Annotated in this window: 2 protein-coding genes; both read right to left on the bottom strand. The window is 57.5% G+C overall.

What is annotated here, in order from left to right; all coding sequences use genetic code 11:
- Nucleotides 1-521: 521 nt before the first annotated feature.
- Nucleotides 522-830 carry an EAL domain-containing protein gene (locus tag I6F09_RS37665; RefSeq protein ID WP_249790062.1) on the bottom strand — a complete coding sequence of 103 codons (309 nt, stop codon included), beginning with the start codon at nucleotides 828-830 and terminating at the stop codon, nucleotides 522-524.
- On the bottom strand, nucleotides 749-1,096 hold a 348-nt coding region (locus I6F09_RS37660), incomplete at its 5' end, for an EAL domain-containing protein (protein ID WP_276573451.1). The genes I6F09_RS37665 and I6F09_RS37660, both read right to left, overlap by 82 nt.

Here is a 1,096-nt window from a genome sequence, read left to right as displayed (position 1 = left end):
CAGGTCGACGTAGCTGAACAGCTCGCCCGTTCGATTGTCGCCGCCGCGCACGCCCCATCTCCGAATCTCGTCGGAGCTAATGAATCACGGTCGCCGGTCGGCGGCGAGCACCTTTTTCAACAGCCTGTTAGGGGATTTGGATAACGGCTCTTCGAGACAATATCCAGACTTCGGGTATCTGATCGCCGTTAATTCAGCTCATCGTGCATCTGCACGCCGCCAGAGCGAAGAGAGTAGTCGAAGATCAGGCGCTTGGCCGCTCGCGCACTCTGAGCGCATAGGGCCGTTCGCGGCCCCTGTGCGTTGACGCTGGAGTCGGTCAAAACAGTGATGCACGACAGGCCGCCGCCCGCAATCGCGTAATCGAGCCAAGGTGATCTCTTAGAGTCTGCGCCCTGTCCAAGTGAATGCGCCCGCCCTGAGCAACAATGCAGGGTGATGTGTCGAATGTATCGCGGCAACTCTAGACGCTTTATTCTGATCAAGTGTCTCCCGAGCACGCTTGAACTCAGCGCGTCGGCTCACGCATGTGGGTTTCTTGCTCCATCTTCAGTGACCGGTCCGCGGCTGGCTTCGCGATCGAGCAGCGCGGGGATACCGGCGGCTGGAACGGGACCACTGAACAGGTAGCCTTGTCCTTCTGTGCAACCATTGAACACCAGATAGACGAGCTGGCGTTCGTCTTCGACTCCCTCGGCCGTGGTCGTCAAACCAAACCCTTCAGCAAGGCCGATTATAGCACGAACGATCACCCGGCTGTCAGTGCTGTCGTGGAGATGCGACACGAAGCTGCGATCGATCTTGATCTTGTCAAGACGAAACGAAAGCAGCTGGCTAAGCGTAGCATAACCTGTTCCGAAATCATCGAGCGCGATGCGGGGACGCCGGCTTGACGAAGTTCGTCAATTACGGTCTTCGCAGCCCCGTTTCTTTCCACGAACGCGCTCTCTGTAATTTCAATCTCCAGGCGGCGCGGACTAAAGCCGGTCTGCTCTAGGAGCGATATAATGCGCTCTCCAAGCGCGGAATCCCGCAACTGAACAGGCGAAATGTTGAAGGCAAGCGAAAACGTCTTTGGCCACGCAGTGGCATCAAG

The organism is Bradyrhizobium sp. IC3195 (assembly GCF_020193585.1).
Classification (GTDB): Bacteria; Pseudomonadota; Alphaproteobacteria; order Rhizobiales; family Xanthobacteraceae; genus Bradyrhizobium; species Bradyrhizobium yuanmingense.
This window is presented reverse-complemented; position numbering and strand designations above follow the sequence as displayed.